This is a genomic window from Planomicrobium stackebrandtii, from assembly GCF_030814955.1.
In the GTDB taxonomy this organism is placed as follows: domain Bacteria; phylum Bacillota; class Bacilli; order Bacillales_A; family Planococcaceae; genus Planococcus; species Planococcus stackebrandtii.
This window is the reverse complement of the sequence record NZ_JAUSWB010000005.1, coordinates 341,702-366,009: the sequence shown is the minus strand read 5'-3', so window position 1 is coordinate 366,009 and position 24,308 is coordinate 341,702. Positions and strand designations below refer to the sequence as shown.

At 44.2% G+C, this 24,308-nt stretch carries 21 protein-coding genes and 1 pseudogene; 8 read left to right on the top strand and 14 right to left on the bottom strand.

All coding sequences use genetic code 11. The features are described 5' to 3' along the window. Window positions 1-203: 203 nt before the first annotated feature. From QOZ98_RS11530 to QOZ98_RS11520, 3 genes are all read left to right on the top strand, one after another. Window positions 204-1,559 (top strand): hypothetical protein, encoded by a 1,356-nt coding sequence (locus QOZ98_RS11530; RefSeq protein WP_308787586.1) that lies wholly within the window; start codon window positions 204-206, stop codon window positions 1,557-1,559. 185 nt (window positions 1,560-1,744) lie between these two features. After that, entirely contained in the window at window positions 1,745-2,122 is a 378-nt protein-coding gene (locus QOZ98_RS11525; protein WP_142826712.1) for a hypothetical protein, read from the top strand. Between the two features lie 181 nt (window positions 2,123-2,303). Beyond that, window positions 2,304-2,489, top strand: a complete 186-nt coding sequence (locus QOZ98_RS11520) for a LapA family protein (protein WP_308787585.1) — start codon at window positions 2,304-2,306, stop codon at window positions 2,487-2,489. A 225-nt stretch (window positions 2,490-2,714) separates the two neighbouring features. Here the strand turns inward: QOZ98_RS11520 and QOZ98_RS11515 are convergent, their stop codons facing one another. The 9 genes from QOZ98_RS11515 to QOZ98_RS11475 form a co-directional block, all read right to left on the bottom strand. Then, window positions 2,715-3,167: a hypothetical protein gene (locus QOZ98_RS11515; RefSeq protein ID WP_308787584.1), complete on the bottom strand. Its 453-nt coding sequence runs from the start codon at window positions 3,165-3,167 to the stop codon at window positions 2,715-2,717. Between the two features lie 422 nt (window positions 3,168-3,589). Then, on the bottom strand, window positions 3,590-4,609 hold the full coding sequence (locus QOZ98_RS11510; protein WP_308787583.1) for a 2-hydroxyacid dehydrogenase: 1,020 nt from the start codon (window positions 4,607-4,609) through the stop codon (window positions 3,590-3,592). A gap of 291 nt (window positions 4,610-4,900) precedes the next feature. Further along, a complete protein-coding gene (locus QOZ98_RS11505; RefSeq protein ID WP_308787582.1) occupies window positions 4,901-5,503 on the bottom strand; it encodes a flavin reductase family protein in 603 nt (200 codons plus the stop codon). Between the two features lie 24 nt (window positions 5,504-5,527). After that, window positions 5,528-6,787 carry an MFS transporter gene (locus QOZ98_RS11500; RefSeq protein WP_308787581.1) on the bottom strand — a complete coding sequence of 420 codons (1,260 nt, stop codon included), beginning with the start codon at window positions 6,785-6,787 and terminating at the stop codon, window positions 5,528-5,530. Window positions 6,788-6,812: 25 nt separating this feature from the next. Continuing rightward, window positions 6,813-8,336 (bottom strand): sodium:solute symporter family protein, encoded by a 1,524-nt coding sequence (locus tag QOZ98_RS11495; RefSeq protein ID WP_308787580.1) that lies wholly within the window; start codon window positions 8,334-8,336, stop codon window positions 6,813-6,815. Next, window positions 8,329-8,589 (bottom strand): hypothetical protein, encoded by a 261-nt coding sequence (locus QOZ98_RS11490; protein ID WP_308787579.1) that lies wholly within the window; start codon window positions 8,587-8,589, stop codon window positions 8,329-8,331. Before QOZ98_RS11490 ends, QOZ98_RS11495 begins: the two co-directional genes overlap by 8 nt. A 63-nt stretch (window positions 8,590-8,652) precedes the next feature. Next, complete coding sequence (gene leuD, locus QOZ98_RS11485) at window positions 8,653-9,252, bottom strand: 3-isopropylmalate dehydratase small subunit (protein WP_308787578.1); 600 nt, start codon at window positions 9,250-9,252, stop codon at window positions 8,653-8,655. 3 nt (window positions 9,253-9,255) lie between these two features. Then, a complete protein-coding gene (gene leuC / locus QOZ98_RS11480) occupies window positions 9,256-10,674 on the bottom strand; it encodes a 3-isopropylmalate dehydratase large subunit (RefSeq protein ID WP_308787577.1) in 1,419 nt (472 codons plus the stop codon). 19 nt (window positions 10,675-10,693) lie between these two features. After that, the gene (locus tag QOZ98_RS11475) at window positions 10,694-11,902 is read right to left on the bottom strand and encodes a CaiB/BaiF CoA transferase family protein (RefSeq protein ID WP_308787627.1); all 1,209 of its coding nucleotides are present in this window, start codon (window positions 11,900-11,902) and stop codon (window positions 10,694-10,696) included. A 380-nt stretch (window positions 11,903-12,282) separates the two neighbouring features. Here QOZ98_RS11475 and QOZ98_RS11470 point away from each other — a divergent pair, with 380 nt between their 5' ends. The 3 genes and pseudogenes from QOZ98_RS11470 to QOZ98_RS11460 all read left to right on the top strand — a co-directional run. Continuing rightward, window positions 12,283-12,951, top strand: a complete 669-nt coding sequence (locus tag QOZ98_RS11470; RefSeq protein ID WP_308787576.1) for a GntR family transcriptional regulator — start codon at window positions 12,283-12,285, stop codon at window positions 12,949-12,951. Continuing rightward, window positions 12,951-13,826 carry a hydroxymethylglutaryl-CoA lyase gene (locus tag QOZ98_RS11465; RefSeq protein WP_308787575.1) on the top strand — a complete coding sequence of 292 codons (876 nt, stop codon included), beginning with the start codon at window positions 12,951-12,953 and terminating at the stop codon, window positions 13,824-13,826. The genes QOZ98_RS11470 and QOZ98_RS11465 overlap by 1 nt, the downstream gene beginning before the upstream one ends. A 177-nt stretch (window positions 13,827-14,003) precedes the next feature. Continuing rightward, a pseudogene (locus QOZ98_RS11460) lies at window positions 14,004-14,399 on the top strand (RidA family protein); the annotation flags it as partial. Between the two features lie 103 nt (window positions 14,400-14,502). Here QOZ98_RS11460 and QOZ98_RS11455 read toward each other — a convergent pair. From QOZ98_RS11455 to QOZ98_RS11445, 3 genes are all read right to left on the bottom strand, one after another. Further along, window positions 14,503-15,036: a glutathione peroxidase gene (locus QOZ98_RS11455; protein WP_308787574.1), complete on the bottom strand. Its 534-nt coding sequence runs from the start codon at window positions 15,034-15,036 to the stop codon at window positions 14,503-14,505. 163 nt (window positions 15,037-15,199) lie between these two features. After that, a complete protein-coding gene (locus tag QOZ98_RS11450) occupies window positions 15,200-16,168 on the bottom strand; it encodes an aldo/keto reductase (protein WP_308787573.1) in 969 nt (322 codons plus the stop codon). A gap of 32 nt (window positions 16,169-16,200) precedes the next feature. Then, a complete protein-coding gene (locus tag QOZ98_RS11445; RefSeq protein WP_308787572.1) occupies window positions 16,201-16,989 on the bottom strand; it encodes an N-acyl homoserine lactonase family protein in 789 nt (262 codons plus the stop codon). A 520-nt stretch (window positions 16,990-17,509) separates the two neighbouring features. Between QOZ98_RS11445 and QOZ98_RS11440 the strand changes: the two genes are divergently transcribed. Next, a complete protein-coding gene (locus tag QOZ98_RS11440; protein WP_308787571.1) occupies window positions 17,510-19,906 on the top strand; it encodes a putative bifunctional diguanylate cyclase/phosphodiesterase in 2,397 nt (798 codons plus the stop codon). 235 nt (window positions 19,907-20,141) lie between these two features. On the opposite strand, the gene QOZ98_RS11435 is transcribed toward QOZ98_RS11440, so the two are convergent. Continuing rightward, window positions 20,142-22,439 (bottom strand): bifunctional diguanylate cyclase/phosphodiesterase, encoded by a 2,298-nt coding sequence (locus QOZ98_RS11435; RefSeq protein ID WP_308787570.1) that lies wholly within the window; start codon window positions 22,437-22,439, stop codon window positions 20,142-20,144. 499 nt (window positions 22,440-22,938) lie between these two features. Continuing rightward, window positions 22,939-23,373: a YndM family protein gene (locus tag QOZ98_RS11430; RefSeq protein WP_308787569.1), complete on the bottom strand. Its 435-nt coding sequence runs from the start codon at window positions 23,371-23,373 to the stop codon at window positions 22,939-22,941. Window positions 23,374-23,616: 243 nt separating this feature from the next. Here QOZ98_RS11430 and QOZ98_RS11425 point away from each other — a divergent pair, with 243 nt between their 5' ends. Next, window positions 23,617-23,928: a hypothetical protein gene (locus QOZ98_RS11425; RefSeq protein ID WP_308787568.1), complete on the top strand. Its 312-nt coding sequence runs from the start codon at window positions 23,617-23,619 to the stop codon at window positions 23,926-23,928. The last annotated feature ends 380 nt before the right edge of the window (window positions 23,929-24,308 follow it).

Here is a 24,308-nt window from a genome sequence, read left to right as displayed (position 1 = left end):
TTCAATTTTCTTTATTCTACCATTTTCTATATGACGATCTATTCTTCTTTGTTATCAAATTTGAATCATTTGCTAAAATACTGTTCCAGCAGTAGATAACTTGGCTTTATATTACGAAATTTTCTAAAGCAACTTTAAAGACGCCCCCAAACTTTTCTGTCAAACTAAATAAAACCGTACCATTTCCAAAAGGAGTCCTTCACATGAAACCAATCATCCGCCCTCTCAGCACCCTGCTCATGGGTGGAACTTATTTGCTGTCTTTTTTCGTTTCTTTTCCTTACTCCACTCTTTTGGTCAGCCTGTTCGCGCTAGTTGTGCTCATTTCCTATTTCCCGTACCTCCCGCGGACGCCGAAAATCCTGATTTCGGTGCTGCTCGTTGTGGGGTTATTGATGGACACGAGCGGCAATGGGGTGCGGGAGTTTTTTGGGGCGCTTCAAACCAACGCCAACCTCTTGGCGATTTTCATCTTTGTGCCATTGCTGTCGATTCCGATTCAGCAGGGGCAGTATTTAAAGTACATAGAAGTCATTTTCGCCCACTCCATTAAGAAAACACATCATCTTTACTTGTTTTCGACAGTGGCTGCTGGCAGTATCGGTGCTGTCATGAACGTCGGGACGCTCCCGATCCTCTATGATTTGACGGATACCTCATCGTTCAAACCATTTGACGAAGTGCGCTTGAAGGCTCTGAGCCGAGGATTTGTCATGGCCTTTTTGTGGTCGCCATATTTCATCTCCATGGCTTTGGTGCTGTCGTATTTTGATGTTACCTGGCTGCAGCTTTTCCCAATCGGCCTTGCGGTCACCGCCATCATGATGGGCCTCGGCTTTTTGGGGGAGCGCAAAAACAATCTCTCTATACCAAAAGCAGTTGCCGTTAAAAACACGGTGAGCCTTGGTACGGCCAAGCGGAAAGTGTTTGAGCTCGCTGTGATCCTGCTGACTGTTACTGCTGCTATCCTTTTTATTGAGAGTTTGAGCGATTTATCCGTGTTGACCATCATTCCGCTGACGGCGATTGTCGTCTCTGCCGTATGGTCATTGTTCCTCGGTACTCCACGTGAGCTTGTCGCGAATTCCCAGCAATACATCCACGTTAAAGTTCCGTCAATGGGAAATGAGCTGTCGATTTTCATCATTGCCGGTGCTTTTGGTACGGCTCTTCTAAACAATGGAGCAGACGATTGGATTCGTTCCCTTTTGGAAGCGTTGAATATTACCCATGTCTTGCTTTTGATTCCGGTGCTGGCCTTGCTGATGACCATTCCGGCATGGATTGGTGTCCATCCGATCATTACCGCCGCTATTTTGGCCATTACTTTGAGCAACTCTCCATTGTTTGCGGATGACCATCTGTATTTGAGCCTTGGTTTGCTGGCCGGGTGGATCCTGGCCATTCTGTCTTCTCCATTTTCCGGACTGAATTTGCTGTTGGCTGCGATTAGCCGGAAAAACTCTGTCTATATCGCATTTAAACTGAATTTTAAGTTCGCCTTGCTGATCTGGATTGTTTGCTATTTGGTGATCTCCGCTTTGTATTTCATTCTTTGAGCGTCTAATAAACTCAGTCTTGAGACACCGCAGCCCCCTAAGCTTTTTCGCAGCAAATAAAATAATATTTCACCTTAACTTCACAATAAGAAACTGATTTTCTTCATTCCCTGTTATATCCAACTAGCTTTGTTACACTAAGGGAAAGGCTTAGCTACTATACCAACACCGAGAGGATTTTTATTTTGAAGACCTATTGGCTTATCGTTGCCGTATTATTGATTAATTTATGTACACTCCTGGTGAATGATTATTTCCCTGGAACGCTTTCTTCGCTCGGCATTCCCACGTGGATCCTGTTTGCAGTGATTGCCCTCATGGTCGTATTGAGCGCATTGACGCTTCGGCCGCGCCGGGAAAAGAAACGCTACATGATCATTTTCCCCGTACTGATGATCGTGGTGCCATTGCTCGTGCTCGCTGTCTTAACCTTGCTTGGCGGAGAATCCCGCAACAGCATCTCGCTGTCGAGCCCTTCATTGTGGGTCGGTGCTGCGGCAACCTTGTGGATTTTCTGGCTCGAATACCTCCGCGCATCCAAAAAAGAGGCAGAGGATACATAAGTTTTAACCGAAGAACAGAGCTTTCTTTCATTAGACTGCAATAGTATTTGTAACAAAGAAACCGTTAATTCCCATAGGAACTAACGGTTTCTTTGATATACTATTAGCAAAAATGTATTTAAAAGCAGAATCTATCCGAATCCTTCGGGAATTTGAGCATTATATTAAAAGGAGAAATTATATGGAAAAGATTATCGCCTTATCCCCGATACTTCTAATGGTGTTTTTAGCTGGCCTTATTATCGTTTTTTTGTTCTTTATGGCAAAAAGTTCAACTCGTTCAGTAAAAATAACCGAATACGAAAAGAAAATCCAAGCATTGGAAGAAGAAAATCAAAGACTCAAAAATAGCCAGGACAGTATGTAAGGCACCTCAAGCCTCTAGATATTTTAAACCCTTAACTAGTAAGTTCAAACAAAAAACAGCACTCCGATCCGCATTTTCGTGAATTGAAGTGCTATTTTGCATAGCGAACCCTATTGTATTTTGTAAAGATAATTGTAACTTAAATTTTTCTTTACTTATTTTCAATTACTTGTTCAACTAAAAACATTAATTGAACAAGAGTTTTCACATACTTTTCGGCTGCTCTCATAAACTGCTGATTCTAATAATCTCTCCTATGTTATAACCTACCCAAGCCCCAATAAATGGGAAATGATAGCTGGGAGAGTCCAATCGCGCAGAGCTAAAATCCACAACAAACAATAAAATTGCAATACCAACACCTACAATACTGATGCCGGCAGCTTCAATTATTCTATTTCGTCTCCACCGTTTCTCTCCCAGGCGATCTTTATCAAATTCCTGCACACGTTTACTTGTCTTTGTACCAACTGGGCGTCCGGTTTTTAGGGTGTACAAGGTGATGGCTAGCACTATCCACATCAGTACAAAAAATATCCCAATAATGATGGAATGCCTCCCGCTATCAGCAAAATAAACAAGCAGCAAGAACAACAACAGCATGGCAAGATTGCCTTGAACTAATTGTATCTTTTTTAAATGCTTAACTTCTTGTACATCCCATTGCGCTTCATCCATGATATCCTACCTTTCATTTTGACAACTCCTTTAACTCTGCTGCCTCATTAGTGGAGGTGTAATGGCTCACAATCTTAAGATCTATTTTAACACAAGTAGTCAGATTACTCCTAAAAAGGTGGAAATCAATAAATATTCCATTTAACGGAAAATAAATGCATGTTAACTTACGTATGAATCTATAGGTCAATATGTTGGCCTATGCTGCCATTGTCATCCAACAAATTAGGAAACAAATCACACTGCAATTTAAATGTACTTTACAAGTAAAACATTGTTGCAGCAATAGAAAAAGACCATCAAGTTTATACGCAATTTGATGGCCTTTTGCATTATAGGTTTAATATTGGCGATAAGAATTAGACACCGTTAGCAAGATAATTTTGTTGCTATTGCGCCACTAAAAAAGCAGTGCCTCTTTCTCATTTTGAGTTGAATTTCTCGGAGAATCGGTGTGGATCTTCCAACAATTCCTGTAACTCCTTGACCACGTCCGGAGGATTTTTGCCGGTCACACCAGCAACCAGGTTTTCCGCGGCTTTCATGGCCATCGCTGCGCGCGTTTTTTCCGTAGCTGATCCGATATGCGGGAGAGCGACGACCTGCTCCATCTGCAGCAGCGGGTTGTCCGGGCTGACGGGCTCCTGTTCAAAGACGTCGAGACCCGCTCCGCGAATCTGCCCTGTTTCCAAAGCCTGGATCAACGCTCTTTCATCCACGACTGCACCTCGGGCACAATTAATGAAAATGGCGCTGTTCTTCATCTTTTCAAACTGCTTTTCTCCCATTAAATGATGTGTTTCGGGAGTCAATGGCACAATCAGGACGACGAAATCGGATTTTTCCAGAAGTGTTTCCAGCTCGCTATAGACGATGCCATATTTCTCTTCCAGTTCGGGCTTAGGGGTGCGGCTGTTGTAAAGGACATCCATTTCAAAACCCAATCGTGCTCGTCTGACAATTTTTTCGCCAATGCGGCCCATACCGATGATGCCCATGGTCGCGTGATGGACGTCGATGCCAAATAAGTCGTGGGACTCCGTTTCTTTATCCCATTTCCCTTGCTTCACGAAATTGTTCAGTTCGGGTACGCGTCTCGCAGTGGCAAGCACCAGGCTGAAGACCAGATCGGCCACCGTTTCATCCAGCACAAAAGGCGTATGCGTACCGAGCACCTTATGCCGTTTCATGGCTTCCAGGTCAAAGGAATCGTAGCCGACAGCCGAATTGCTGATGACTTTCAAGTTGGGCGCACCCTCCAACAGTTTATCCGTAACAGGTGCATGCTGAACCAGCACGCCTTCCACATCCTTTATTTCTTCCATCAGTATGTCCAGCGGTATCCGTCCTTCCCCCTCCCACTTCCGGTAATCACAATGTTCTCCGATGTATTCTTCCACTTCTTGTGAGATAGGGCGGGCGATATAAACTTTAGGTTTCATGTGGTGCCTCCTCTTTAATTTTAGGGCTTGTCAGTAACTTCGATACTGTGGAGCCCATTCCCTTGTTTAAACTAGTTACTTGTTTCATTTATTAGGATGTCACCAAAGAAAGAAGAACCGGCGGCAATAAACCAACAAAAAAAGCTGCCCTATATTGCGAAGGGCAGCTTGTTATCAAGTAGCTTACTTTGTTTTTATTGGTTGTATATTCTTTAGAAGCAATCCTTATTCCATAGTATGGTAATCATAACATCCATCAAATCCGACTTTTCCGTTAGCCGTTGCCGTTCCTCAGTTACCCCTCGGTAATGTAAAAAAACCCTGCATTTCACTATAGCCGTTTGCCAATCGGCCGAGCGGCTTCAGTTTTTCCAGATCCACTTTATAGTTTCCAAGGTAGTAGGCGTCTTTAATATGGTAATGGACCACCTTCCCAAGAATCAAGTGGTCGCTTCCCAGTTCAATGATGCGGTCAAGTTCGAGCTCAAATGAAATAGGCGCTTCTCCCACTTTTGGGGGAGCAACGGATACACTGTCTGCTGCTGTCACTCCAGCGGCTTCGAATTCATCCACATCACTCGGAAAATTTTTAGCGCTTTCATGCATTTCATTGCCCAATTCCGCATTGACAATGTTAATGACGTACTGCCTTTGCGACCGAATGTTTTCCAGCGTATCCTTGACGGTGCCTTCCCGCTCTCCAACGCCCGGTCCGATTGAGATGCACAGCATCGGCGGATTTCTTGAGGCGACAGTGAAGAAGCTGAAAGGTGCGAGGTTGCGCTTGCCATTTTCGTCTATGCTGGATACCCAGGCAATCGCTCTCGGCACTACAGATCCTGACATCAATTTATACGCCTGCTGCGTATCAATATCTCTTAAATCAATATTCATGCTAACTCCTCCAGTGAAGTTTCATCAACCCTCATCTTGTATTTTCTGATTCCTATGTTCTTTTTTCACGATAACCATTGCCAAAAGCAGCAGAGCAATAACCGCAGCCAGCATAAGGGCAAGGAACAGCCAGCCATATGTGAAATCACCAGTCACATCAACGATATAGCCGAACAGCGGCGGCCCGATAATGACCCCCCATGAACCCAGGGTCAAACTGAAGCCGCTGGCAATGCCTGCCTGTTTGATCGGCACGAGCTCGGTTGCAGCATTCATCCAGATTCCATTAAAGCCTGAAATGCAAAAACCGAACAGCACCGTAATCGGCACCATTACCCAAAAGGACGTTCCTTCTGGCAGCTGACTGATGACAAGCGAAGTCAAAATCGATAAGGACGCGATTATGACCAGAACGATAATTCTCTTGCCCGAAAACAAATTGTCGCTGATTACTCCCCAGGCAACACGGCCGAACGAACCGCTGACTTCGGAGATGACCAGCAGCATGCCGGCCAATACTAAGCTGATGCCCAGATGCTCGTAAGCAAACAGCACAATATACGTATTCAGGATGAGTTGGCTTCCGCTCAGTCCCATTGCCGCAAGACTGACGAGGACCAGCGGTTTTTCCTGGAACATCTGAAGAATTGAAGCAAACAAGCGTGCCGGCTTTTCCGTCCCCTGCGATTCTGCTGCCGGGGGATCGTGATAAAACCGATAAGCCAACAAGCCGGTGATGATTAATAGCAGGCAGGCTCCGAACAGGACTGGCCGCCAGCCCCAGGCAACAGCAGCTGGCAGCATCAAAAGTGCGGCCAGAGCCGAACCAAGGGTGACGCCCATCTGTTTGATGCCCATAGCCGTTCCGCGTTTTTCGGAAAACCAGTAGATGATGCCTTTATTGGACGTCGGATGCATCGTCCCGTAGCCGATTCCTCCAAGCACTACCATGAATAACACCAGTGCATAGACAGAAGTTAGCGTCATGAGAATGAAGGACAGTCCCAGGCATAACGATAAAAGAAAGAGCAGCTTTTTTGATCCAATCCGATCCGCCACAAAGCCAGCGGGAATTGACACCAAAGACTGCCCCAAAAATAATGCGGCCGGCAGCATACCGATTTGCGCTTTCGTCAGCGACAGATCTTCTCCGATCAATACCCCAAGCGGTGCTAAGCTTCGGCCGACAAATGCTACCATGATTTGGGCAATCAGCAGCCATGTAAGCATCCGCCAAGGGTTTATGTTTATCAATATGCCATCTTGCAGTATGGATTTATTCATGCCTAGTCATCTCTTTTTATGAGCTTTAATCAGAGTATTCTCTCCGATAAGCCAAGTCGATTTTTTTCAAGTCTTCCTCTTCTTCTTCTGTTACGGTCACTGTTACAAGGTAAGAGCCGACAACCGCGATCAGGAAGTTGGCAGCCAAGCCAATAACTCCGCCGTGAACCCCAAATATAGTTTTATGCCCAGTCCACGTAAGGACTCCTGCAATGATGGCCCCTGTTAACATCCCCCAAAATACAGGTTGTGCAGCCATTCGTTTCCAATACAAACCGAGAACAAATGCCGGGAATACTTGAACCAGCAATTCGAATTTCAAAACAAAAATTTCATATAAAGTTGCTGGCGGATACCAGGCGATCCACAATAGGATAGCTACAGCAAAGATACCCGTCACTTTCCCGACCAAAACTTTCTTGCGCTCCGGTGCGTTAGGATTTATGAACCGGCCGTAGATATCGTTGGACACAATGGATGAAAAACTCAATAATACAGAATCTGCCGTCGATACAATTGCCGCAACAATCGCACCAAAGAAGATGATCATTACCCAGTAAAAGAACCCATTGATGCCTGCTATTTCGTTGGCCATCAAACCGACCAGCTGCTCCGATCCAGCCACATCCAGGTTGGGTATAAGGGCAATCCCTAAAATTCCGATGATGAATACAAGCCCCGTTGTAATCGGCGGCATCCAAGCCATCCGGGAAAATGAACGTTTTAGCGTACGCTCGCTTTCAGCCGCAAAAATCCGTTGAACTGCATGCGGGTATATTGCAGCTCCAAAGCCGACCAGCAGGATCATGCTCAGCCAATTGACTGAAGTCATCATTTCCGGAACCCCGAGCTTGGCTGGTTCGGTTTCAGCGATAAATTGGGTGGCGCCTGCAAAGTTGCCGCCGACCAAATAAACAGCTCCCGCGAGGAATATCACGATGCCGACCATTAAAACGAGGCCCTGCATGACATCCGTGAATGCAACCGCTTTCATTCCACCCAACCATTCATAAATCAGCATGACCAGCACAAAGGCGATAACGGCTACTTGGTACGGAATGGTTCCTCCCGTCAGGCTTGAAGCTGCCTGTCCGATAGCTACCAGCTGCTCCAAAAGATAATTTCCAAGACCCCAAAGCATTAACAGTACAGCCAAAATGGTGACTGCCTTAGATTTGAAACGGTAATCAATCCAGTCGGCCGGCGTGATAAAGTTCAGCTTTTTGGATATTACATATAACCTTGGAGCAAACAATAAGTAGACGCCGATAATGATCGTCATAAACGTAATGGACTGCAGCCAGGCGAAACCGGTCCGATAAGCAGTCGGCGCATATCCGATAATTGTATTCCCACTATATTGTGTCGCATAAAGTGTGAAGAACAAAGCGATGAAGCCTAGATTTTTTCCGGCCAAGTAATAGTTGCTCATGCTATCATGAAGCGTTTTGTCGCCGCGCCCTGAAAAATAACCGATCAGCAGCATGACAACCGCATAGGCAGATAAGATTAAGACACCATCCATACCTGAAAAGGTTAAATCATTCATTCGCTTTCCTCCTCTTCTCTTCTTCTTCAATATCCTCCACAATATTCCAGTGTTTCAAAGTTGCCCAGCTCAAGTAAGCGCAAAGCAGGAGTGAAAAACCAACAATGATCCATGCCCAATAAGGGATGCCTAAAATGAGTGGTTCGTATGATCCTGCCGGCATATACCAGGGAACATTGCCGAGCACAATCAGTACCAGAACAATCCAAATCCATTTTTTACGAATCGGTTCTTTGATTGGCTTATTGTCCATAAGAAAGCTCCTTTTAACGTTCTGTTATTTTGATCACCTGCAACCCTTATCCTTTAATCCTTTTCAGAGGGAGTAATGAATTTTATGGTTTTTTTCAAAATCGGTGATTTCGGCATCGTATTGAATTGTTGCTGAAATTTCATCGAGTCCATTAAGGAGCATATTCCGCCGGTAATCGTCCACTTCAAAATCCTTTTCATACCCTTGCCCATCTGCTATGAAGTTTTTTTCCAGATTGACTGTCAACTGATAACCCGGGACAGACGCTTTTTCAAAAAGCTGCTGCACGTCTTCCGCTGGCAGCTGAATCGGCAGAATGCCGTTTTTAAAACAATTGTTATAGAAAATATCCGCAAATGATGGAGCGATGACGGCACGGAAGCCGAAATCATCGATGGCCCATGGAGCGTGTTCGCGAGATGAACCACAGCCGAAATTGTCACGGGTCAGCAGAACTGTGGCATTGCGGTAAGGTTCACGATTTAGCAGAAAATCAGGATTTTCGTGTTCGTTTTTGTCGAAGCGCCAGTCATAAAATAAAAACTGCCCATATCCGCTCCTTTTAATGCGCTTCAAAAACTGTTTCGGAATGATGGCATCCGTATCGATATTCGCCCGGTCAAGCGGCGCTACAATTCCAGTATGTGTTTTAAAGGCTTCCAATGATTACACCCCTTCTCCCACTTTAATCGGCCAGTTGCGGACATCTACAAAATGTCCTTTGATTGCCGCTGCTGCTGCCATGGATGGGCTGACCAAATGTGATTTTGAATCCCTTCCTTGACGCCCTTCAAAGTTGCGGTTTGAAGTGGAGGCAACACGATCTCCAGGCTTTGCGATGTCGGGATTCATCCCAAGACACATGCTGCATCCGGCTTCCCGCCATTCAAATCCGGCATCCATGAAGATTTCTGCCAGTCCTTCTTCCTCAGCCTGCTGTTTGACAGACTGCGAACCCGGCACCACAAGAGCACGAATCCCTGATGCCACTCGATAACCGGCAACCACTTTAGCGGCTTCACGCAAGTCCTGAATACGCCCGTTTGTACAGGATCCGATAAAAACCGTATTGACGGCAATATCCGTTATGGCCGTTCCAGGCTCCAAATCCATGTAGGCCAATGCGCTTTCAATCATTTGGCGTTTTTCTTCTGCCACCTCCGAAGGTCCCGGCACCTTACTGTTTATGCCAACCACCAAACCTGGATTGGTTCCCCATGTCACCTGCGGTTCGATTTCCGAACAGTCAAATTCGACAGCACGGTCAAAATCAGCATCTTCGTCGCTTTGAAGCAGTTGCCAATCTTCCAGCACCGCCTCCCATTCTTGCCCTTGCGGCACATATTCCTTTCCTTTCAAATAGTCGAAAGTCGTAGCATCCGGGGCAATCAGCCCAGCACGTGCGCCGATTTCAATAGACATATTGCATACCGTCATCCGTTCTTCCATTGTCAGATCGCGGATTGCTTCGCCGCGGTACTCCAGGACGTAGCCGGTCGCAAAATCATGGCCATACTTCCCGATCAGCGCAAGGATCAAATCTTTTGCAGTGACGCCGATTGGCAGCTTGCCGTTAAAATTGATGGCCATCGTCTTTGATTTATACTGCTTTAGCGTCTGGGTAGCCAGTACATGTTCGACTTCGCTTGTACCAATACCAAAAGCAAGTGTTCCGAAAGCGCCGTGTGTTGCAGTATGACTATCGCCGCAGACAATTGTTTGTCCAGGCTGCGTCAGTCCAAGCTCCGGCGCGATGATATGGACAATCCCCTGCCTGGCGCTAAAAAGGTCGAACAATTCAATGCCGAAATCCTTGCAGTTTTGGCGTAATGCTTCTACTTGCTGCTCAGCTATTTTGTCTTCGAACGGGAGATGGCGATCTGTTGTTGGGATCGAATGATCCATCGTCGCCAATGTCCGATCCGGACGGCGGACTTTCCGGTTTGCCAGCCGAAGTCCATCAAAAGCTTGCGGTGACGTTACTTCATGAATCAAGTGAAGATCGATATAAATAATATCTGGCTGCGCTTGCTGTTGCACCACGACGTGGCGGTCCCAAATTTTTTCATAAAGCGTTTTGCCCATAGCAGCTTCCTTCTTTCGGTCAGATAATTTGGTGGTCCTTTAAGTCCTTCAGTTTTTCTTCATCATAGTTCAACAATTTTCCATAAACGGCGGCGTTGTCTTTGCCGATGGATTCAGCTCCCACATGCTTCACTTTTCCAGGAGTCCTGCTAAGTTTCGGGACTACGCCAGGCATCGGAAATTCACCGAGGACCGGATGCTCCGTTTTGATGATCATGTCTCTCGCTGCATAATGCGGATCTTCCACAATATCTTTCGCTGAATAGATGCGCCCGGACGGAACCCCTTTCTCTGCCAGTATTTCCAGCAGCTCTTTCGTATTTATGGATTTCGTCCATTTCTCAATTAATTGGTCAAGCTCTGTCATATGCTCGCTTCTGGCATGATGCGTATGGTATTTCGGGCTTTCAAACAATTCCGGCTGCCCCATCGCTTCACAAAGCCTTTTGAAAACCCCATCTGCATTTCCACCGATGACCACATAGGTATTTTCTTTCGTCAGGTAAATATTAGACGGTGCCACACCCGGAAGAATATTCCCCATCCGCTCACGCACATAACCCGCCAGCAGATAATCAGGGATGGTGCTTTCCATAACCGAAAACACTGACTCATATATGGCCGTGTCGACCATTTGCCCTTTTCCTGAGAAATGCCGTTCATTCAATGCGGTCAATGTACCGATCGTCGCGAACAGTGCCGCTAACGTATCTCCCAGCGAAACTCCGATTCTCGAAGGTGCCCTGTCAGGAAATCCGGTCACGTGGCGGATACCGCCCATCGCTTCACCCACACTGCCAAATCCAGCGCGTTTGTGGTAAGGCCCAGTTTGCCCGTAGCCTGATGTGCGTGTCATGATGATCCGGGGGTTGATCTCAGATAATTCTTCATAAGAAAGATTCCATTTTTCCATGGTGCCCGGCCGGAAATTTTCGATGACTATATCCGCTTCTTTGACCAGATCCCTGAAAATGTTCTGTCCTTCTTGGGTCCTCAAGTTTAACGTCACAGATTTTTTGTTGCGTGACTGGATCGGCCACCAAAGTCCTTCACCGTCTTTTTGCTGCCCCCATTGCCTCATCGGGTCCGCTTTGTCCGGTGCTTCAATCTTGATGATTTCCGCTCCAAAATCTCCAAGCATGCGTCCGGTAAATGGGCCCGCAAGCAATGTCCCCAGTTCCAGCACCCGGATTCCTTCGAGTGGCGATCTTTCTTGTTGTTCGTTCATCGTCGCCGTACCAAGAGTCGTTCCATCTGCTTCCATTGTGTGATTATCTGTTGTCATCCATTGCACCTCCGAGGTATAATTCTGTAGCCTTGAAACAAGCCTCTACTGAGAGCGCTTTCTTTTCTGGTATAGCCTTCGTCTTTTTCAATTGCTGCTAACTGCGATTTCTTCGAAAGATCCAAAGTTAAAAACATAATTTTCTAACAATTTAGCAATTGATTAAAAACTATCACATTGTATACAGTAGGTCAACTCATTTTTCATCCTTAGTAATTTAATAGCTATAAATACCGAAAACACATTTATATTCATAGTAAATTGATTATAGTTTGCTGTTGCGTTTTTTATTGTATACAATAAATTAAAAGTGAGGAGATTATATGAACCCGTATAACGCGATCAAGAACGCAATCATTATCGGAGAATATGAGCCAGGCAAGCGTTTAACAGAAGAAGCTCTTGCGGAATCACTGCAAGTGAGCCGAACCCCGATCCGGGATGCCATTAAACAACTGGAATCGGACGGGCTGATTATTCCATTTAAACGCAGAGGTTATATCGTCAAGGAGTTTTCCATCGAAGACATCCGCCAAATTTATAATTTGCGTGCATTGCTGGAAAGTCATGGCGCCGGCGAAGCCGCTTTAAACCGCACCAAAGAAGAACTGCAGTTTATGCATGAAAAAAATACAGCTTATGAGCAAGCCATCAGCGAACTGAAAAGATCCGATATCTCCACCATAAAAAACATTCAGCAAGCCAATCAGGAGTTCCATGAAGAAATTTTCAAAGCGACGAAAAACGAGCACCTCAGGTCCCATATTTCCAAAGTTGTTGTCGTCCCTTTGATCTTCCGTTCATTTTATTGGTATAACGAACGCCAGCTTCTTCGTTCATTGGAAGTGCATAAGACTATTTTGAAAGCGATTGAGAACCGGGAACCGGAACGTGCGAAAATCGCCATGCAGGAGCACATCTATCAAGGCCGGGATGATGTCCTGGTCCAGATGGCCAACCCGAAAATAGAGTTATCGAAAGGGGAAGTCTAATGATTGAAATTTGTGAAGTGGGTCCTCGTGACGGACTGCAGAATGAAAAGAAACTGGTCACCACTGACCAAAAAGTTGATATGATCACCAAACTGATCGATGCAGGCGCCAAAAAAATAGAAGCAGTATCATTTGTAAATCCGAAAGTTGTTCCGCAAATGGCTGACGCTGAAGAAGTCATGAAGCTAGTTCCCCGGCTTGACGGCGTTTCCTATGCAGGTCTTGTCTTGAGCTATTCCGGTTTGAAGAGAGCGTTGGAAACAGCTGTCGACAGTTATCATGTTGTAACGGCAACCAGCGATGCCTTCAATTTAAAAAATGCCAGAAAAACCGTTGATCAGAATGTAGCGGAGCTAGTGAAGGTCATAAAAGAAGCGGCTGATGCGAAGAAAACAGTAGCAGGCGTTCTCGGCACAGCTTTCGGCTGTCCATTTTCTGGAGATGTTCCTGTTAACCGGGTGCTGGAAATAGCCGAGACCTTCGTCAAAGCAGGCGCAACCGAAATAACATTGGCCGACACAACCGGGCTGGCCACTCCCCTCCAAGTGAGTCATTTGGTTCAGGAATTCCAGAAGCAGTACGGAAATGACATTAAACTCGGCCTCCACTTTCACAATACAAGAGGGTTGGGGTTGGCAAATGTATTAGCGGGCTATCAATCGGGAATCCGCTGCTTCGATTCCTCAATCGGCGGTCTGGGCGGCTGTCCTTTTGCGCCGAAAGCCGTCGGCAATGTCTGCACCGAAGATATGGTCAATATGTTTGTCGGCATGGGCATCGAAACTGGAATGGACCTCCAAGGACTCATCGATACCGCTGTATGGATGGAATTGCAGATGGAGCGCCCGCTGGATGGGATGATGATGAAGCAGTAAGGTGGACAAGCTCGGTAGAATTCAAAACTACGCGCATGCGAAAAAGCTTAATCTGAACAAAGCAGATTAAGACTCTTTTGTAAGAAGTTGCAGTATAGTGCACTATGGAATAATTACAATTAGGTAAAAAAATTCAGTTGCTAACCTTTCAACCACCCAGAAAGGCGGAAAATTCAAATGGACAACAGCAAAATCACACGACGAAATCCTGAGAACATGCCAAAACCTGTCGGCAATTACAGTCACATCACCAAAATACCGAGAAATGCCGAACTGTATGTAACTTCCGGTCAAATTGGCGTGGATCTCAGCGGGAAACTTCCAGAGAGCTTTAATCAGCAACTTATCAATACCTTCGCCAATATACGAAAAGTGCTGGCTTCCGAGCAGTTAACCGCCGGTGACATCATCAAAGTGAACATATGGGCAACCGAGAAGATTGATTGGGAGTTCATGTACTCCGAGTGGTCAAAATTGTTCGGCGGGGAGTATCCTGCAATGACTGTTGGGTACATCACGGAATTGGGCTGGCCTGAAATCAAAATTGAAATTGAGATTTGGGCCGCTAAAGTTTATCACGAAGATCTTTTTTTATGGAGACAAAAGAAAAAAGCAAGGCTGAGCGGGTATCCGTTCAGCCTTGCTTTTGGTTTTCTGCTTTCTTCTATCCTATTCATCAAGCTTCTTTCACAAGCTGCTCAATGATGCGTTCCATCTCTTTCGGTTTGACTGTCGGCGCAAAGCGATGCACCACATTCCCTTTACGGTCTACCAGGAATTTGGTGAAATTCCATTGGATATCAGAGCTTTCCACCATGTCGCGGTCTTCTCTTTGCAAAGCACCCGCCTCGTCAAATTCCTCATCCGCCGCAGCCTGGCTGCGCAAATACTGATATATCGGATGAGCATTTTCGCCATTTACTTCGATTTTTTGGGCAAGCGGAAAACTGACACCAAAATTGGTTGAACAGAACTCCATTATTTCTTCGTCCGTGCCAGGCTCCTGTCCCCCGAACTGATCGCATGGAAACCCGATGATTTCAAAGCCTTTTTCTTTATGCGCTTTGTACAATCCTTCCAATTCTTCGTATTGGGGGGTCAATCCGCATTTACTGGCGGTGTTGACGAACAATAGGACCTCGCCTTTCAAAGTTCCGAAATCTATTTTTTCCCCATTTGATAATTTTGTCTGGTACGAATAAATCGACATGAAAATCCTCCTTCAATAACTATGGTGTATTTACTCCATACAAGCTTAGTATCCCGCTTTTCGGCATCACTTACAAATTCGCTGTTTTCATAAACCAGAAAAACGAAAAAGGACTCCCCCCTTAATAGCAAGGGACAAGTCCTCCTCCTCTTCCGTTAAACCTTTACCCTTCTTCCGATCGATCCGTTGCCGAAGGCGGTGCTGCCGATAATCCCGAGATTTCCTGTCGCCACTCCGGTGTCATGTCGATTTTCAACGCTGCAAGAGAAGGCTCCAGTTGCTCAAGACTGCGGGCTCCGATAATCGGTGCGGTAACGTCAGGATTGGACATGACCCAGGCAACGGCGAGTGTGGCCGGATGCATTTCCCGCTCAGCTGCATATTGCGCGAAGCGGTCGGCGGTCTCAAAATAGGAATTATCAGCATATCGTTTCTGGTAATTTTTCTGCACGACCAGCCTGGCCTGTTCCGGTTTTTTACCGCCTGCATATTTCCCGGTCAACAAGCCGCCGCCCAGCGGACTATAGGAAATCACTCCCATATTCTCTGCAGCAGCAAGCGGCAGAATTTCCACTTCTGCCTGCCGTTTCACCAGGTTGTACATCGGCTGCACACATTCGAAACGGGCCAGGCTTTCTTTGGCCGAGATGCCTAGAGCGGTGGCGATTTGCCAAGCAGCCCAATTGCTTACTGCAGGATAAAGTATTTTCCCTTGGCGCTGAAGGTCATCCATGGTCCGTAAGGTTTCTTCAATCGGCGTCAGTGGATCGAAAGCGTGGACAAAGTAAAACTCAATTCGGTCCGTCTTTAATCGCTTCAGGCTGTTTTCAACTTCCAGCATCATATGCCGGCGGGACAATCCTTTATTGTTAATGCCGGGCCCAGTGGCTCCATTGACTTTCGTCGTCAAGACGATATCGTTCCGGCTGTCCGCAATGCATCTGCCCAGTATCTCTTCTGATACCCCTTTATTGTAGACATTGGCGCAGTCGAAAAAGTTGATGCCTTCTTCCCGGCATCGGTTAAACATGACACGCGAGGTTTCTTCGTCGGCGTTCCCACCGAACGACATCGTCCCAAAACACAGCTTTGATACTTGAATCCCAGTATTGCCAAGTGTTTCATAGTCCATCGTCTTTCCCCCTTTGATCGTTCTCCAATCAATCACGATATCCGTACAATAATTCCTTCAAGCTCAGGACTCGGTGCCGGGAACCTTTCCATCACTTTCGGGTCATGGCCCGGGACCAGAATGGTTGCCTCATCACTCACCGAAAGGACCAGATCGAATGCCTCATACATTTTCGATAGATCATGGATAATTGGATAAGGACGGTCTTGTTCAAAATTTGCATAGAAATGGCTGACATCGGACATTAGGATGACGTTTCCTTCCACAGTTTGCACTTTGACGAATTGCAGACCCGCTGAATGGCCGCCTGTCCCGTATACCGTGATGCCCGGTACAATTTCTTTAATGCCAGACACGAAATCCACGCGGCCTTCCAGGTTTTCTTTAACCAGAAGCAAGACGTCTTCCACTTCCACCAATTGCCTAAACTCCTTGCGGCAAGCGTTCTTTCCTGTCCAAAACATCATCTCGGCTTCCTGCAGAATGAACTGGGCAACCGGGAACTTTTCCAGATTCCCGATATGGTCGTAATGCATATGCGTCACGATGACATGGTTGACATCTTCCGTTTTGATGCCCAAACTGCCCAAGGTTTCAATGGGGCATCTTAAAAAGTCACGCTTTCTTCGAACCGCCACCGCTTCAGTGAATCCGGCGTCAATGACAACCGTATGCGTATTGGATTTCGCGACCCAGATAAAATAATCCATCGGCATGGAACCATCTTCATGGGGATCGCTCCTGCCATAAAAATGTTCAGATGCCCTCGCTTCTCTTGCAGCATATTTGATCGCAAACACTTCGTAGACCCCTTCGTTCATGACTCTCCCCCTAACATGACCCACTGTTTGAAAATTAAGTTTATTATACGCGCCTTTTATGTATTCCATAGCACTGGTTAAATATCCTTTAGTTTATAAATGTTTTAATTCTTAAAGCCGCTTAGAAAAAATCACTTTCAAAAAAAGCACAGCCGAAACGATAATTTTCCGTATGGGCTGTGCTTCCATTTCATCCACACATCAACATTTCACTTAACCATTTTTTATTGATAACTACTAATAATTTTTATAACAATTATATATGGTTATCCAGCAATGCTATCTTGTTATTCCGCATTAAAGTAGGCTTCTTTGCTGTGAACCATATAAAAGTACCTTCTGTTTAAATAGGCCATTAGACTTTATATATGAAAATTAATGAATAATTATTTACACAAAATTGTTATTATCTGTAATATTTATATTTCTTTATACGAAAAACTTCTTTATAATGAAAAGAAATATGAGTGAATTTGTTAAATTCCAATAGTTCTTTTCAAATTCCGCTACTAAAAATGAGGTGAAGAAGATCAATCCTTCCAAAACAAAAAACCTGTTCGCCGGTTTTATCCTTCTTCACATTTCTGTCTATTATGGCTGGATTATATTTGGCGGTACCGGAAGCAGCCAATTGCTGGGCCTTCATTTACTGTCATGGATCGCTCCTTTGGCTGCTGCAATCACCCTGCTCACTGTCTATTTGAAATCAGCCGGCAGGGACCGCTATTTCTGGCTTTTGGCTTCACTGGGATGCCTCAGCTACACGATTGCTGAAAGTATTTGGCTATACAGCCACATCGCAACAAATAGCGAAGTCGCGTATCCAGGATGGCCAGATCTGTTTTATTTTCTTCAGATGTTTTTCTACATAGCCGCTTTTGCTCATCAAATTTTGCAAAAGAAAGAGAGCGCCTACCAGATTAAATTTCTTTTTGATATGGCTGTCCTTGTCTCGGTATCCACAGCGCTCAGCTGGCATTTTCTAATTTCCCCCCTTGTTGCAGGCTCTTCAACTCCTCTGCTGTTTGCTGTATCGATCGGCTACCCTGTCGGTGATTTGCTGCTGCTGTTCGGGGCCATCAGCCTTTACATCGGCTCTCTCCACTTTTTCCCGCGTCGTGTTCTGGCTTTGATTGTGGCGGGGTTGATCGTGCAGGTAATTGCGGATAACGTGCATCTCTACTCAACAATCGCCGGCAGTTACAGCTACGGTAATTTATACGATCCCCTGTGGTCTTTTGGCCTGCTCTTGATGGCACTTGCCAGCTTGCAGGCACTTGAAACTTCAGAAGAAACAGTTTCGCAAACCGCTATTGCACTGCCTGACGGAAAAATCACTTTGCGGCTGCTCCTTCCTTACTTCAGCATGATTCTGCTGTTTGTCGTCATGATCTTTGAACAAAGAGGGGAGATGAACGGGCTGATTGCCGGCGCTGGAGCTTCTGTTCTCCTGTTGATCACCAGACAGATTTTTACTTTGCGGAACAACCAAAAGCTGTTATACCAATACCACAGCCTGACTTCCGTGCTCGAGCACAAAATTGAACAGCGAACGGAAGAAATTACTTCCAAAAACCACCAGCTGGAAAAAGCTGTGCAACAGATGAAGCACATGGCTTATCACGATGTGCTGAGCGGGTTGCCGAACAGGCGGCTGTTTTTGGAGAAGCTTGAAACTTCCATATTTGAGGCGGCACAAAGTTCAAAAAAAGTCGCCGTTGTGTTTATTGATTTGGACCGGTTTAAAAATGTTAATGATACTTTCGGCCATGAGTTCGGGGATTTACTGCTGCGGCGTTTTTCGCAAAAAATCAGTGAAAACCTGCGGTCCAACGATGTTATTTCCCGGCAGGGCGGCGATGAATTCACGTTAATTCTCAACGATATCCAAACCGAAAACGACATTGTTCCAATGATCCACAGACTGCAGTCTGCTCTTTCAATGCCGCTTACTGTCAATGAACAGGAATTGCATATCTCAATGAGCATTGGCATCTCTGTCTTTCCTAAAGATGGTGATACTACAGAAGAATTACTGAAGCACGCCGACAGCGCCATGTATCGTGCAAAGGAAAATGGGAAGAACAGTTACCAATTCTTTACGGATGAAATGGCTTTTACTTCCTCTAGAAAAATAGCACTCGAAAATGATCTGCGCCGCGCAATTACTTATGATGAATTTATCTTGCACTATCAGCCGCAGGTTCAGACTTCAACGGGAGAAATTATCGGCATGGAAGCATTGATTCGCTGGCAAAAAGCAGCCGGGGACGTTATTTCACCAGGCGAGTTTATTCCTTTGGCAGAAGAAACACGGCTGATCCTGCCGATGGGTGAATGGGTGCTCTATACAGCCTGCCGGCAGGCTAAAGAATGGCATGATGCAGGCTTTTCTCAGCTAAAACTGGCTGTGAATTTATCGCCCCTGCAGTTTGCGCAGGATGATTTGCTGTACACCATCGAACAGGCTCTTGAGCAAACAGGTTTTCCCGCTTCTTCGCTCGAACTTGAAATTACGGAAAGCGTTGCCGTTGACGACGCGGAAAAAGCTATTTTCCGCATGCAGGCATTGCGGCAACTGGGCGTGCAGATTGCCATCGACGATTTTGGCACCGGCTACTCGTCGTTGAGCTACCTGAAGCGCTTTCCACTCAACAACTTGAAAATCGCTCAGCCTTTTGTTCAAGACATGGCTGCCAACCTTGATGACAAAGCACTGGTTGAAGCCATGATTTTCATTGCCCACAGCTTGGACATGTCAGTCATTGCGGAAGGTGTGGAAACCGAAGAGCAGCTGGCATTACTGAAAGAACTCGACTGCGATGAAATCCAGGGCTATTTCTACAGCAAGCCGCTGACTGCCGAGAAATTTACAGCTTTGCTGGCGAGCGGACTTTCTTCACAAAGTGTTATGTAGCTCATTTGATTGGATTAACGGCGATGACTGCCGCTCAGGCGTCCCAAAAGACCAACCGCTTTCTTTAACCCTTCCCCTTTTCCCTTAAAGTGACTCGAATTACAGCTTTTCAAAGATTTCAACACAAAACAAACAACTCCTATTTTTGTATGATTGATTACACAAAAATCAATCATACACTAGGAGTTGTTTGTTATTTTTTTAAAATTTAATCGTTATCTTCTCTTAATTTACGCTAAAGCGAACTTTCATGAAGGATATCCTTTAGTTCGATTAATTTATTTAAAGGAATCGGTTCGCTGAAATAGTAGCCTTGCAGCGACGATAGATTTTTTGCTGTGACAAACTCCAACTGATGGATCGTCTCAATTCCTTCTGTTACCACTTCAATTCCTAAGTCATGTAAAATCCCGTAAATACCTTTTAAAAGAATCGTATCCTTTTCATTTTCTGGAACTTTTTGCAGGAAGCTACGATCAATTTTTACGATATCTACATTCAATTTAACTAAGTTGAAAAGAGAGGAGGCACCTACCCCAAAATCATCCAGGGCTACACATATGCCTCTTGCTTTTAACTCTTTAATAAAAATAGCAATTTCTTCATATTCGGTTACGGTGTCGCTTTCGGTGATTTCTATTTGCAATAATTCTGCCGGAAAACCATTTTCCTTCAAAGAACTATCGATAACCGTAAACAACTCATTTTTAGACTTCAGTTGAAATTTCGAAACGTTTACAGCTACTTTAAGCGCTTCATTATATCGCCGGTTCCATTCACCGGCATCTTTTATCGCCTTGCGAATAACCCATTCCCCTAATTCCCTGATGACGCCAATCTCTTCAGCCAACGGAATAAAATGCAACGGCATAATCACTCCATGCTCGGGATGATTCCACCTGACCAAAGCTTCAATTCCCTGTATATGATTTCCCGAACTATCCATGATCGGCTGGTATTCGAGATAAAGCTGATCTAAAGAAACGGCACTCATCAAATCGTTTTTAAGAGTCAAATAATACTTATACAATTGTTTACCGGTCATTTCCTGATAAAAGATGTAATTATTTTTCCCCGTCTGTTTGGCTTCATACATCGCGCTATCTGCGTATTGCAGCAGGTCATCGAGCGTTTTTCCGTCAGTTGGATAAAAACTGACTCCTACACTTGAAGAGATCATTGCCTTCGCCTTGCTCAAAATGAATTCCCTTCGGATTTCACCCATTAACAGCTCGATTTCCTCAACCAGCTCGGATCGTTCCTTATAATCAGTCAAAAGTATAAATTCATCTCCGCCTATGCGGAACAACACACTCCCTCTGTGGTTGGCGTTATCTATGAACCGCAAGCCGATTTGCTTAAGCAACTCATCCCCGTTGCTATGGCCATATAAGTCATTAACCCGCTTAAATCCGTCCAGATCAAAGAATAAAATCGCAAAAGAAGCGTCTTCTTCATTTGCTTTCTTTTCAAATTCTTTGTATAAATTAAATCGATTAGGAAGACTAGTCAATTGATCATAATAAGCCAGTTTCGATACTTCGCTATGAGCTTTTTCCAAGCTCTCCAGCATGCCTTGAACGGACTTTTCCAAGTCGGTGATTTCATCTTTCGCTGTTTTCGAATTTCGTACGTTTAAGGAAAGAGGTTTTTCAAAATCCACATCTTTTAACTGGATAGATAAATAAGAAATTCTCGACAAAACAAAAAAGTCCAACAAATAATAAACCAAGAAAGTAAGCAATAAGGTGGTAAGCGAAAGAGTCAAAAACAAATCGTTCATGCTGCCCAATTTTTCCTTATAATACTCTGCTTCTCTTTTAATTTCTAAGAATAAGCCATCTCCGATATCCATTCTTTCAACCAAAACTTGATCATTTTCGTTATTGAGAACAGGCAGTGAACCTCCTTCTTCTTCAATATTCAGAGTTCGAACATCCACCGCCAATTCATTTCGCATCTTGTCGAAGAAATTATCATTTAATACTTTACCCATTATTAAAGAGCCGGCTGAAGGGCCTTCTCCTTCGCTTGTCAGGATGGGCTCGCTTACTAGCATTAAGTAACCAAACGGTTCTTGATACAAGATGAGCCTACCATTTTGTTCATTTATTGCTTCCAACAATTTGGGAATTGAAGGGAAACTGCCCTCTAGCTCCAGCGGTGTACCGTCCTCCAGATTATAGCCGTCAGAAAAGATTACATTCTCATTATTATCGATATATAACATAAGGTTTATATCGATATTCTCAAACGTGTCTAACAGGATATTGGAGGCAATATAATCCTCATTCTGATCTTGCAAAAACTGATAAGTATCATCCCAGACTGCCCAGTCCGCATTAAGGCGCTGGAGATCTTCACCTTTTCCATTTATATATGCTTGAACGCGGTCGCTGTCAATATCCAACGATGCTTTATCCATCTCTTGAGCATCATCCAATATGAGGGGCCGGATAAACAAAAAAAGTAAAAGGATAAACGTACCCATTGTAATTGCAACCAGTCCTGCAGTCTTTATTTTCAACTTCATTTTATAATCTCCCGCAAATATAGAATTTTTTTCAAATAAATAGATATATTTATACTAATTTATTCTATTATAACAGAGGTTTTTTCAATAAATATGATATTTTTATTGATTTCCAACTATTTTTTCTTCAGTAAACACTGTGGATGAATGAAGAAAAAATAAGGCTAACTGGCGCGGGTATCCGATTCAATATAGGAATTGGTTTCAGCTTTGGAAAAAAGCTAAGGATAGTTAAAAACTCATTGTTGTAGGACATGCTTAGAGTCAGTTTAGCCTTCGAAGTCTTTTACAAGCTTCTAAAAGTGGTCGAACAATCATTATTTTCTCCCTTTTTTTCGTAAAATTGTTTTCAGCGTTTTGCTAATTGAGTCTGTATATCAAAAAGCAGGAGAAGGCACGAATTGTGCCTTCTCCTGCTTTTTCATTGAAACAAAAACGGTTCCTCTTTTCCATCAAAATAACACATTAAAAAAGACCCCGATTAAGGGCCTATTTTGAATCAACGAGTTGTCGTTGTTGTATGGTCATTTTTCTCTGGGAAAACATTGCGGTCAAGGTACTTATGGAAGAACCATTCTCCTGCACCGATCACCAATGCAGAGATAATCGCAGCTTGCATAAGGTCCTCGGTATCGGCAAACAAGGCTTCACCCATCACCCAAATCACCAAGAAGGCCGTTACAATATCGGCTACTGTCGCAATGGCATTGCGTTTTGTGTGGTCGGATTCATTATGATTCGCTCTATTATTGTCTGAGCGATTTCCGGTTTTACGGAAAATCAGAAGATCCCCCAATACATAAGCAACCAAAGTCAAAACAACGCTGATCAATAGCGTATCACTGAACTCCACATCATAAATTCCTGTCAGAATAACTAAAAGGACAACGGCAATCATAACAAATTTGATAATAAGAGCTTTTACATGATTCAAGATGTACTCCTCCTTCGTCTAATTTTTAGGTTCAAATTACATATACCCAGCTATTTTTTAAACTAATCCTATTCCAAAAATTATTTTTCATTTTTTATGATCTTTTAAGTTATACAAAGTAAACTGATTTCAATGAATGACACCTGCACTCTAATTCTAAAAAAATGCTACGTATGCTAAAACCAGGATTAAAGTTGAGAAGATTGGGGAATCTCTTTTGAAAAAGATAGAAGAGGGATGTCTATGCTTCCGGTATTTGAAGAGGATGAAAAAACATTGATTGACGCCATGAGATTAAACGGATTCAATCAAAAGTACAGCGTTAAGAAAAAGATTAAGGAGACCGGTCTCTATTCGATATACCTCATCTCCGCAAACGAACAAATTATGCTGAATGATGAGGTGCTGCTGATCGAACATCCTCCCGCTAAAGAACCATCCGCACATATTTTACCCATCAACCTTACGGAATCAGGAACGGCAACCGAAATAATGAAAGAAATTGCTGAGGCTGTAAGCGCTCATTTTGCCCGGAACGAATACTGGTTCCGCTAATGCATGGAACGCCTTATTAACCATTGATGCACAACAGTTTAAATGATTTTTTCATTTTTATTCATTAGATTAGAAGTTCGAGAAAAGACTGGAAAAGCGCCAAAGGTGACAGACCATATGAAAGAACAGAATGAAAACGATGGAACTAAAGGGCACAAAAAAGCAGAAAAGCAACAGGACCAGAAGAATCAACAATCCTGAATTACGTTTTAAAATAAACCCCGAACAAACCACTTTTTATCTGGTTCGTTCGGGGTTTATTACTGCGGATAAAATTTTCACTATTTCTTTAAATAAAACAAACAAAATCTTCCTTTTATTTGTATTGATGTGACTTAGTTTTGTTTCGATAACTCTTGATATTTTTATCTATCGCCATT

What these genes read in the sequence shown, in the direction of transcription:
- QOZ98_RS11495 (WP_308787580.1), bottom strand. Translation starts at nt 8,336, where the DNA reads ATGAATGATTTAACCTTTTCAGGTATGGATGGTGTCTTAATCTTATCT.
- QOZ98_RS11530 (WP_308787586.1), top strand. Translation starts at nt 204, where the DNA reads ATGAAACCAATCATCCGCCCTCTCAGCACCCTGCTCATGGGTGGAACT.
- QOZ98_RS11465 (WP_308787575.1), top strand. Translation starts at nt 12,951, where the DNA reads ATGATTGAAATTTGTGAAGTGGGTCCTCGTGACGGACTGCAGAATGAA.
- QOZ98_RS11470 (WP_308787576.1), top strand. Translation starts at nt 12,283, where the DNA reads ATGAACCCGTATAACGCGATCAAGAACGCAATCATTATCGGAGAATAT.
- QOZ98_RS11505 (WP_308787582.1), bottom strand. Translation starts at nt 5,503, where the DNA reads ATGAATATTGATTTAAGAGATATTGATACGCAGCAGGCGTATAAATTG.
- QOZ98_RS11475 (WP_308787627.1), bottom strand. Translation starts at nt 11,902, where the DNA reads ATGAACGAACAACAAGAAAGATCGCCACTCGAAGGAATCCGGGTGCTG.
- QOZ98_RS11490 (WP_308787579.1), bottom strand. Translation starts at nt 8,589, where the DNA reads ATGGACAATAAGCCAATCAAAGAACCGATTCGTAAAAAATGGATTTGG.
- QOZ98_RS11435 (WP_308787570.1), bottom strand. Translation starts at nt 22,439, where the DNA reads ATGAAGTTGAAAATAAAGACTGCAGGACTGGTTGCAATTACAATGGGT.
- QOZ98_RS11450 (WP_308787573.1), bottom strand. Translation starts at nt 16,168, where the DNA reads ATGGACTATGAAACACTTGGCAATACTGGGATTCAAGTATCAAAGCTG.
- QOZ98_RS11515 (WP_308787584.1), bottom strand. Translation starts at nt 3,167, where the DNA reads ATGGATGAAGCGCAATGGGATGTACAAGAAGTTAAGCATTTAAAAAAG.
- leuC (WP_308787577.1), bottom strand. Translation starts at nt 10,674, where the DNA reads ATGGGCAAAACGCTTTATGAAAAAATTTGGGACCGCCACGTCGTGGTG.
- QOZ98_RS11510 (WP_308787583.1), bottom strand. Translation starts at nt 4,609, where the DNA reads ATGAAACCTAAAGTTTATATCGCCCGCCCTATCTCACAAGAAGTGGAA.
- QOZ98_RS11425 (WP_308787568.1), top strand. Translation starts at nt 23,617, where the DNA reads ATGCTTCCGGTATTTGAAGAGGATGAAAAAACATTGATTGACGCCATG.
- QOZ98_RS11455 (WP_308787574.1), bottom strand. Translation starts at nt 15,036, where the DNA reads ATGTCGATTTATTCGTACCAGACAAAATTATCAAATGGGGAAAAAATA.
- QOZ98_RS11445 (WP_308787572.1), bottom strand. Translation starts at nt 16,989, where the DNA reads ATGAACGAAGGGGTCTACGAAGTGTTTGCGATCAAATATGCTGCAAGA.
- QOZ98_RS11520 (WP_308787585.1), top strand. Translation starts at nt 2,304, where the DNA reads ATGGAAAAGATTATCGCCTTATCCCCGATACTTCTAATGGTGTTTTTA.
- QOZ98_RS11500 (WP_308787581.1), bottom strand. Translation starts at nt 6,787, where the DNA reads ATGAATAAATCCATACTGCAAGATGGCATATTGATAAACATAAACCCT.